Source organism: Streptomyces sp. NPDC059455, assembly GCF_042750115.1.
GTDB classification, from domain to species: Bacteria; Actinomycetota; Actinomycetes; order Streptomycetales; family Streptomycetaceae; genus Streptomyces; species Streptomyces endocoffeicus.
The window spans coordinates 34,018-43,221 of the sequence record NZ_JBHYVB010000087.1 but is presented as its reverse complement, the minus strand read 5'-3'; the positions used below and the strand labels follow the sequence as shown (position 1 = coordinate 43,221).

General features: G+C 70.2%; 8 protein-coding genes. 7 read left to right on the top strand and 1 reads right to left on the bottom strand.

Features of this window, described 5'->3' with window-relative positions:
* Positions 1-384: 384 nt before the first annotated feature.
* The 7 genes from ACFXB5_RS28050 (at position 385) to ACFXB5_RS28020 (ending at position 8,056) form a co-directional block, all read left to right on the top strand.
* Positions 385-1,536, top strand: a complete 1,152-nt coding sequence (locus tag ACFXB5_RS28050) for an LLM class flavin-dependent oxidoreductase (RefSeq protein WP_385212646.1) — start codon at positions 385-387, stop codon at positions 1,534-1,536.
* Positions 1,533-2,027, top strand: coding sequence for a GNAT family N-acetyltransferase (locus ACFXB5_RS28045; protein WP_385212644.1), 495 nt, complete (start codon positions 1,533-1,535; stop codon positions 2,025-2,027). The genes ACFXB5_RS28050 and ACFXB5_RS28045 overlap by 4 nt, the downstream gene beginning before the upstream one ends.
* A 176-nt stretch (positions 2,028-2,203) precedes the next feature.
* The gene (locus ACFXB5_RS28040) at positions 2,204-3,112 is read left to right on the top strand and encodes an amino acid ABC transporter permease (protein ID WP_385212643.1); all 909 of its coding nucleotides are present in this window, start codon (positions 2,204-2,206) and stop codon (positions 3,110-3,112) included.
* Positions 3,109-3,897, top strand: a complete 789-nt coding sequence (locus ACFXB5_RS28035; protein ID WP_385212641.1) for an amino acid ABC transporter ATP-binding protein — start codon at positions 3,109-3,111, stop codon at positions 3,895-3,897. The genes ACFXB5_RS28040 and ACFXB5_RS28035 overlap by 4 nt, the downstream gene beginning before the upstream one ends.
* Entirely contained in the window at positions 3,894-5,147 is a 1,254-nt protein-coding gene (locus ACFXB5_RS28030) for a dipeptidase (protein WP_385212639.1), read from the top strand. Before ACFXB5_RS28035 ends, ACFXB5_RS28030 begins: the two co-directional genes overlap by 4 nt.
* Before the next feature lie 54 nt (positions 5,148-5,201).
* Positions 5,202-6,146: a transporter substrate-binding domain-containing protein gene (locus ACFXB5_RS28025; RefSeq protein ID WP_385212637.1), complete on the top strand. Its 945-nt coding sequence runs from the start codon at positions 5,202-5,204 to the stop codon at positions 6,144-6,146.
* A gap of 8 nt (positions 6,147-6,154) precedes the next feature.
* Positions 6,155-8,056: a CocE/NonD family hydrolase gene (locus ACFXB5_RS28020; RefSeq protein ID WP_385212636.1), complete on the top strand. Its 1,902-nt coding sequence runs from the start codon at positions 6,155-6,157 to the stop codon at positions 8,054-8,056.
* 21 nt (positions 8,057-8,077) lie between these two features.
* Here ACFXB5_RS28020 and ACFXB5_RS28015 read toward each other — a convergent pair whose 3' ends face one another.
* Positions 8,078-9,106 carry a DUF5937 family protein gene (locus ACFXB5_RS28015; protein WP_385212650.1) on the bottom strand — a complete coding sequence of 343 codons (1,029 nt, stop codon included), beginning with the start codon at positions 9,104-9,106 and terminating at the stop codon, positions 8,078-8,080.
* Positions 9,107-9,204 lie beyond the last annotated feature (98 nt).

Sequence of the window (9,204 nt, the reverse complement as noted above, 5' to 3'; positions counted from 1 at the left end):
CCCCCGCCCCACGGCGGCGGGGGATACGGGCGGCTTTGTGGTGACAGGGCGCATACGGGGTCATCATGTGGACAGCGGTTGACGGAACGCGCCGCTGAGGTGCTGAATGATGCGAGTGAGGACTGAGCTGCCCCTGGTCACCCGCGACCACATCGACTTCGGTCGGGTGTGGTCCGCCTCCTGTTCCGGCTGACCCGGCAGCGGGCCGTCCGACCGGCCGCCCTCCTCTGATCCCGGGCCACTCGCCCGACGCTTCCCGCGCCTGACGCGCCATCACCCCCGGTAGGCCAGTGCCGCTTTCCGGGTCCGTGGCGCTTCCCGCTTTCTCGCCTTCCTCGCCTTCCTCGCCTTCCTCGGCTTCCTCGCCTTCCGAAAGGTCACCCCATGCCCGTGGAGTTCCTCGGCATCGCCGCCACCAACGACGGCTCCGAGACCGGGCCGCGCTCCGGCGCGGCCTTCGACAAGGAGTACACCCTGCGGCTCGCCCGGGCCCATGAGGACCACGGCTGGGACCGGGTGCTGTTCGCCTACGGCTCCGGCTCGCCCGATCCCGCGCCCGCCGCCGCGTACATCGCCGCCAGGCTGGACCGGCTCCGGATCCTGCTGGCCCACCGGCCCAACGTCTCCTATCCGACGTACGCCGCCAAGACGTTCGCCACGCTCGACCAGATCAGCGACGGCCGGCTGACGGTGCACTTCATCACCGGCGGCAACGACCATGAGCAGCGGCGTGAGGGCGACACCCTCACCAAGGACGAGCGCTACGCGCGCACCCGCGAGTACATACAGATCGTCAAGAAGATCTGGACCACCCATGAGCCCTTCGACCACGAGGGCGAGCACTACCGCTTCCACGACTTCGTCAGCGATGTCTTCCCGGTCCAGCAGCCGCGGCCGGGGATCTCCTTCGGCGGCTCCTCCCCCGCGGCCTACGCGGCCGGCGGGGCCGAGGCCGACATCTACTGCCTGTGGGGGGAGCCGCTGGAGCGGACCGCCGAGCAGATCGCGGCGGTGAAGGCGGCCGCCGCCGCGGCCGGGCGGAGCGATGTGCCGAGGATCCAGGTGGCGTTCCGGCCGATCATCGCCCCGACCGAGGAGCTGGCCTGGGAGAAGGCGCACCGCACGGTGGACGCCATCCGCGCCCGTAAGGAGCGGGGCGAGGCGACGACCGTGCGCCACCACCACTGGGGCACCCCGGAAGCCGCGTCTCCGCAGAACGCCGGTTCACAGCGGCTGATCTCGATCGCCGAGGCGGGCGAGCGCTACGACCGGGCGCTGTGGACCCCGACCGCCGCCGCCACCGGTGGCGCGGGCAACTCCAACGCCCTGGTGGGCACGCCGGAGACGGTGGCGCAGGCGCTGCTGGACTACTACGACCTGGGCGTGGACATCCTCTCCGCGCGCGGCTACGACCTGCTGGGTGACGCGATCGACTTCGGCCGCCATGTGATCCCGATCGTCCGCGAAGAGGTCGCCAAGCGGGACGCCGAGCGCGCGGCCCGGGGCCCGCGGTCCCTCGTGGCGGTGCGCCGATGACCTCCGTGGCCGAGCCGCAGCCTCAGCCCCGGCTGACGGTGGTCCGGGTGACCGTGGACGACCCGCGGGTCGAGCCGCTGCTGCGCGAGCTGGCGCATGAGTACTCCACCCGCTACGGCAGGGCGGCCGACAGTGAGCTGAACCGCTATCCGGCCGAGGAGTTCGCCCCGCCGCACGGGGAGCTGCTTCTGCTGCTGGAGGGCGGTGAGCCGGTCGCCGGGGGCGCGTACCGGCGGTACGACGAGCGGACCGCCGAGCTCAAGCGGATCTGGACGCACTCGGGCCACCGGCGGCGCGGGCTGGCCCGCCGGGTGGTGACGGAGCTGGAGCGGTCGGCCGCCGAGCGCGGCTACCGCCGGATCCACCTCACCACCGGGCCCCGCCAGCCGGAGGCGCGCGGGCTGTATCTGGCCACCGGCTACACCCCGCTGTTCGATGTCGCGGCCGATCCGGAGACCATCGGCCCGCTCCCGTTCGAAAAGGGGCTGTAGCCCGGCGGAGCGCCCTCCGCCAACCCGCGTCCGTCCGCCCGCCCGGCCGCTCCGGGCGGATGGACGCATTCCCGCGTTTACGGTTGACCGTTCTGTGTCAACTGTTGCCGGGCTCCCGTGGGTGCGGTTTTAGGATGCGGTAATTCTGCCGCGACCCAACCGTCCGAAGGCACACCATGACCAAAGTCCTGAACGTCGATGCACTACCCGAGCCGTCCGTGCTCAAACGCGTGAAGCGACGGCGTCCCGGACTTCTGGTGGCCAATGCGATCGTGCTGGTACTGGCCGCGATGGCGGTCACCACGATATTCACCAACCCTCGTTTCGAGTGGGAAACCGTCGGCAAATACTTCTTCGAGATCCGGGTGATGAAGGGCATCGGGGTCAGTATTGGAATGACCGCGGTGACAATGGTGCTCTCTTTGGTTTGCGGCACCGTGGTCGCGCTGATGCGCATGGGCGACTCCCGGCTCATGTCCAATGTCGCGGCCGCCTTCATCTGGGTTTTCCGCAGCATTCCGATGCTGGTGCAGCTGCTTTTCTGGTACAATCTCGCGGCCCTTTTTCCGACGCTGTCCCTCGGCATTCCCTGGGGGCCGCGTTTCGTCACCTTCGATTCGAACAGCGTCATCGGCCCGCTGACCGCCGCGATCATCGGTCTGACCCTCCACGAGACCGCCTACATCGCGGAGTTGATCCGGTCCGGGCTGCTGGCCGTGCCCGATGGACAGCGTCAGGCGGCGTCCGCACTGGGATTGACGCCGGCTCAGATCTTCTTCCGCATCACCCTCCCCCAGGCGTTGCGGGTGATCGTCCCCCCGATGGGAAATGAGCTGATATCTCTCCTCAAGGCCACCTCCCTGGTCAGCGTGATCACCCTGGCCGACCTGCTCTACTCGGTCCAGCTGATTTACGCCAAGAACTTCCAGACCGTTCCACTGTTGATCGTGGCCGCCATTTGGTACATGATCATCACTGGCGCCATTACTCTTCTTCAGCAGCGCCTGGAACGACGTCTGGGACGACACACCCTGATTTCGGCCGACAAGGCCGGGAAAGCGAAGAGGATCGAGCACTCGGTATGACCGCGGCATCGCAAATGGAATCGCAGGCCATCGTCTCCCTGCGCGGGATCCGTAAGTCGTTCCGCGGCACCGAGGTGCTGCACGGCATCTCCCTGGATATCCACCGAGGTGAGACGGTCTGCCTGATCGGTCCCTCCGGATCCGGGAAGAGCACACTGCTGCGCTGTGTCAACCACCTCGAAGTGCCCGATCAGGGCGTGGTGGTGGTCGACGGCAGCGTAATCGGCTATCAGCTGCGCGGACGTACCCTGCATGATCTCGGCGCCCGGGAGCTGGCCGCCCAGCGCTCGGCGATGGGCATGGTGTTCCAGAGCTTCAATCTGTTCCCACACCTCACCGCCCGCGAGAACATCGTGGAGGCCCCGCGCCGAGTGCTCGGGCTCTCCAAGGCCGCGGCCGACGCTCGGGCCGTGGAGCTGATGACCCGGGTGGGGCTCGCCCACAAGCTGGACGGCTATCCGGACAAGCTCTCCGGCGGCCAGCAGCAGCGGGTGGCCATCGCCCGCGCCCTGGCGATGCGCCCCAAGGTGATGCTCTTCGACGAGCCGACCTCCGCCCTGGACCCCGAGATGGTGCAGGAGGTCCTGAACGTCATCAGGGACCTGGCCCGCGACGGCATGACGCTGGTCGTCGTCACGCACGAAATGCGCTTTGCCGCCGATATCGCTGACCGGATCGTCTTCATGGACGACGGCAGGATCGTCGAGGAGGGTGCTCCCGAGCAGCTGCTGCGCGCTCCCACGCACGACCGCACCCGTACGTTCCTGTCGAAGGTCACCTCATGAGCACCGAACTCCCCCTGCCCGCCAAGACCGCCCGGCGCCTGGAGCTGTGGGACTCCTACCGCTCGTACCAGTATCTGGAGCCCGGGGAGGACTACCGCGCCTTCGAGCTGGCCCCCGCGCTCGGACGGGTCCCCGGGGCCGCGCTGGAGTGGAGCCAGGACGTCGAGGTCCGCGCGCGGGACTTCGAGGAGCGCCATCCGGTGATCTCCGCCCATGACCACCTCTCACTGCGCCCGGCGGATCCCGGCGACTTCGCCGCGTACCGCCGCCAGGGCCGGGAGTCGATCCCCTACGAGGGCATCGCCCACTCGGGGGTGGACCTGTTCTTCGACGGCGGCCCGGCCGCGGTGAGCATGATCCGCTCCCATGCCCCCTGGGACTGGGACGACGCGGTCAGCGATCTGGCCATGCGCCAGGCGGATCTCGCCCGTCAGCGGCTGGTGGCGCCCGTCCGCACCCTCGAGGACGCCGACCGGGCGCGGGCCGGCCACCAGGTGGGGGTGGTGCTGACCCTGGAGTCCGCCTCCCCCATCGGCAATGACGTCGACCGGCTCGATCTGCTCTACGGCCTGGGTGTGCGGCTGCTCGGCCTGGTCTACAGCGAGAGCAACCAGCTGGGTTCGGGGCTCGCCGACGCCGGGGACACCGGTCTGACCCTGCTCGGCCGCCGGGCGCTGCGCCGGATGAACGACCTCGGGATCATCGTCGATGTCTCGCACAGCGGGGACGCTACGGCCCTGGACGCCGTGCGCCGCTCCACCGCCCCCGTGGTGATCACCCATGCCGGGTCCCGGGCGCTGTGGCCGACCCCGCGGATGAAGCCCGACGATGTGATCCGGGCCTGTGCCGGGTCCGGCGGGTTCATCGGCGTCGAGGCGGCGCCGCACACGACCGTCACCGCCCGGCACCCCCGGCACGATCTGGACTCGGTGATGGAGCACATCGAGCGCTGTATCGATCTGGTCGGCATCGACCATGTGGCCTTCGGGCCGGACACCAACTTCGGCGATCACACGGCCTGGCACCGGACGTTCGCCCCGCTCTTCGGCAAGGACGACGCGCACGACGGCAAGGCCCCCGAACTGCCGCCGCACGAGGAGGTCGAGTACGTACGGGGCTGTGAGAACCCCGCGGAGGCCGTCGGCAACATGATCCGGTGGCTGTTCGACCGCGGCTACTCCGAAGCGGACGTGGCCAAGCTGGCCGGGGGCAACGTACGGCGCGTCGCCGAGACCGTCTGGGGCCGCTGACCGGCCCCGTTCTTCCGCATCCGCCACCCCCCACCTCTCCGGAATGGAGCACCCATGCGCAACCGTCCCCATGTCGCCGCATGCGCCCTGCTGGCCTGTCTGACCCTCGGCCTGTCGGCCTGTTCGGTGGACGACACCCCCGAGGACGGCAAGGACAGCAAGAGCCGTCCCGCGGTCACGCTCGCCCCCGAGCCCAAGGACAGCGCGCTGGCCGCCGAGGTGCCCCAGGCGTACACCAAGAAGACGCTGATCATGGGCGTCAGCGAGTACGCGCCGTACGTCACCTTCGAGTCCGATGGGAAGATCACCGGACTGGTCCCCGAACTGGCCGCACAGCTCTCCTCGTTGCTCGACATAAAGATCAAGATGGAGCGGACCAACTTCGACGCGGTCATCCCGGGGCTCAAGTCCGGCCGGATCGACCTCAGCGCGCCCTCCGGTGACTTCACCGAGCGCCAGAAGGAGGTGGACTTCGCCGACTTCGCGCAGAGCAGTGTGACGATGATGGTGCTCAAGGACGACTCCTTCCGCCCCAAGAACGGCCTCGGGGTCTGCGGCCACAAGGTCGGCGTCGAGAAGGGCGCCGGAACGCAGAACGTGCTCGCGGCGCAGAACAAGCGCTGTGCCGCGAAGGGCAAGCCGTCGGTGGACGTGAAGCTCTACACCGATCTGCCCGCCGCCTCGCTGGCGCTGCAGAGCCAGCGGGTGGAGGCGGTGGCCGCGCCCAGCGCCTCCAACACCTCGGTGAGCCAGAACTCGCACGACCGCTTCGAGACGCTCGAGCTGAAGGACATGCTGGACCTGCCCGCCGCGACGGCCATCTACGGCATCCAGGCCAAGAAGGACTCCGGGCTCGCGCCCGTGATCGTCAAGGGGCTGCGGAAGCTGTACGAATCGGGCACCTACGCCAAGCTCTTCGGCCAGTGGGGGCTGCCGCTGTCCACCGTCACCCGGGACCAGATCGCCCTCAACGGCTCCAAGCAATCCCAGACCCAGTGAGATCTTCCATGGCACGAACCAGTCAGACCGAAACGACCGGCGGCAGAGGGCGGGCGGCCCGGGAGGAGCCCGCCCGCCCGCTGGACGAGCGGGTGTGGCGACGCACCCTGCGCGTCCCGATGCGGGACGGGATCGTCCTGGCCGCCGATCTCTTCACCGACCAGGAGCGGCCGGGACCCCGCCCGGTCATCCTGGAGCGAACCCCCTACGGCCGCCGGCAGATCCGCGACTCCGACCGCAGCCGCCACGACGAGCCGGTGCCGACGCCCGAGGAGACCTCGGCGTTCTTCGTCCGCGCCGGGTATCACGTGGTACGGCAGGACTGCCGGGGCCGCGGGGACTCCGAGGGCAGCTTCGTGAAGTACCTCGGCGAGGGGCCGGACGGGGCGGACACCATCGACTGGATCGCCGCCCAGCCCTGGTGCGACGGCCGGGTGGCCATGATGGGCGTGTCCTACTCGGCCCACGCCCAGACGGCCGCCGCGGCCGAGTCCCCCGCCGGGCTGTCCGCGATGTTCATGGACTCCGGCGGCTTCGCCAGCGCCTACGAGGCCGGGATGCGGATGGGCGGCGCCTTCGAGCTCAAGCAGATCACCTGGGCCTTCCGGCACGGTGAGGAGAGCCCGGAGGCGGAGCGGGACCCGCTGGTGCGCAAGGCGTTCGCGGGGACGGATCTGCGCGACTGGTTCACCGTGCTGCCGTGGCGGACCGGTGTCTCACCGCTGCGCCAGGTGGACAGTTACGAGCGCTATCTGCTGGACCAGTGGCGGCATGACGCCTTCGGGGCGTACTGGCGCCAGCCGGCCATCTACGGGCGCGGCCACTACGACCGCTTCCCGGATGTGCCGACGCTGCACATGTCGAGCTGGTACGACCCGTATGTCCGCTCCACCATCGAGAACTTCACCGCCATGGGCCGGCTCAAGCGGTCCCCGGCGTATCTGGTGATGGGGCCGTGGAAGCACGGGCTGCGCTGTGTCACCTTCGCCGGCGATGTGGACTTCGGGCCCGCCGCGACCCTCAGCGGCAATGTGGACACCTCGTATCTGTCCTTCCGGCAGCGGTGGTTCGACGCGGTGCTGGGGGGCGGCGACCCGGAGTCGATCCCGCGGGTCCAGTACTTCCTCATGGGCGGCGGGGACGGCCGGCGGGACGAGACCGGGCGGATGCGGCACGGCGGCCGGTGGCACACCGACACCCAGTGGCCCCCGGCCGGGACCCGGGAGACCACGTACTACTGCCACGCCTCGGGCGAGTTGGGCCGGGAGCGGCCGACGGCGGCACGGGCCTGGGTGGAGTACGACTTCGACCCGAACGACCCGGTGCCCACGCTCGGCGGCCAGGTCACCTCGGGCGAGCCGGTGATGGTCGGCGGCGCCTTCGACCAGGTGCCGGACGAGCGGTTCTACGGTGCCCACCCGCCGTATCTGCCGCTGAACTCCCGGCCCGATGTGATCTCGCTGGCCACCCCGCCACTGGAGGAGCCGCTGGTGGTGGCCGGGCCGGTCACCGCGCGGCTGTTCATCTCCTCGTCCGCGCCGGACACCGACTTCACGGTGAAGCTGGTCGATGTGCATCCGCCCAACGAGGACTATCCGCACGGCTTCGCGATGAACCTCACCGAGGGCATCTTCCGCTGCCGCTTCCACAAGTCCTTCGAACGCCCGGAGCCGCTGGAGCCGGGCGAGGTCTACGAGATCGAGATCCCGGCCCCGGACACGGCCAACCGCTTCGAGGCCGGGCACCGGCTGCGCGTGGACATCTCCTCGAGCGACTTCCCCCGGTTCGACGTCAACTCCAACACGGGGGTGCCGGAGGCGGTGAGCCGCCGCAAGGTGGTGGCGACCAACCGCGTCCACATGGACGCGGACCACCCCTCGGCGGTGCTGCTGTGGACCCAGCCGGGCTGACGGGCGGTCGGCGTACGGCCGTCACCGCATGATGGTCGTCAGCACGTCCTGCCCCAGCCGGAGCAGGGTGCTGGTGGCCAGCCGGTGGTAGACGTACTTGCCATCGCGCTCGGACTCGATGAGCCCGGCGTCCCTGAGCTGGCGCAGGGTGCGGGAGACCTGCGTATCGGCGAGCCCCAGCCGCTGGGCCAGTTCGGAGGTGGTGATGGGCTCGCCCAGCAGATGGCGGCACAGCTCCATCCGGCCCAGGGACGCCAGCGCGGACATCCGGGCCCGCAGCTCGGCCTGGGTCAGCTGCTCGGGCGTCCTGTCCTCCTGGGCGGCGAACTGGAGCACCACGGGATGGCGCTCCTCGTCCTTGACCGTCAGATGCGGCCAGACATGGACGGAGGGGAGCAGGAACAGCGGGCGCGGGCCGATCTCGATCTCGGCGACGGCCAGCTTGTCGTAGCGCACCCGCGAGCCGCCGCGGGAGACCACCGCGGTGGGGCTGAGCCCGGCCAGCACCTCGGCCAGACCGCGCCGCCGGATATCGGCACGGACCCGGGCGGCGGCCGACTCCAGCCGGTCGCGGACCGTGCGCCACTCGGAGGCGAAGAACGCCTCGGCGCAGGAGTCCAGGAAGCACAGGAGCCGGTCGCGCAGCCCCTCGGGCGAGGCCACCAGGTCATGGGCCAGCTCGCCCCGCCGGAAGGAGCGCCGCTCGCACTGCTCCACATAGCGCTCGGCGGCCTCGGGGTCGGTGAGCAGGCTTCTGGCCGGGGGCACGGCCTCGCGGAAGCCGAGCACCCCTTGGGAGCACAGGCCCACGAACTCCTCGAGCGGCAGCCTCTCCAGATGGCGCAGCTCGTCCTCGAAGGGCTGGTCCAGCGGGAGCTCCAGCGGGAACAGCAGCCGGCAGCGGAGCCGGGCCCACAGCGGGGACAGGGCGCTCATCTCATCGGCGAGGGAGGGGGCGAGCGCCGTCCCGAGCCGCCGCGTCCAGCGCTGGGCCTCGGGGTGGTGGTCGGGCTCGGCCATGATGTGCAGCGTTGACATGAGCTCGGCCAGCGGCGAGCCGGCCGCGGGCGCCCCCCGCGCGGGGGGGCGGGGGGGGGGTAGAGGGTTTACCCCACCCCCCCCCTACACAGAGCGCGCGGGGGGGCCCA